Genomic DNA, 305 nt, shown 5'->3' with positions numbered 1-305 from the left:
GAAAGCCGAAAAGTATATCTCTATGTCCATGGCAAAATGGGATGCAAAAGAAGAAGCCCTGCCGTTTGCAGAACTTGCCTGCCCAGCAGGATATCAGGTTCTTGCTGTTGATTTGCCCGAACATGGAGAGCGCAGGGGCAGCTCCGAGAAGCTGCTGCCGTGGGTGGCGGTTCCAGAGTTGGAAGCGGTCTATTCCTATGCTGCAGAGCGTTGGAAGAATGTTTCGCTGCGGGCTAAGGAGGACCATGCCCAGCTGGAGCGCAAGGGCTTCCTGCTGGTGGACAGCGGTGCCACCTATCTGGACG

General features: G+C 56.1%; 1 pseudogene. It reads left to right on the top strand.

Annotated elements, in window-relative coordinates:
- Nucleotides 1-305 (top strand): annotated as a pseudogene (locus tag P0G09_RS18145) (hypothetical protein); the annotation flags it as partial.

This window comes from Faecalibacterium sp. DFI.5.82 (assembly GCF_029076575.1).
In the GTDB taxonomy this organism is placed as follows: Bacteria; Bacillota; Clostridia; order Oscillospirales; family Ruminococcaceae; genus Faecalibacterium; species Faecalibacterium duncaniae.
This window is presented reverse-complemented; position numbering and strand designations above follow the sequence as displayed.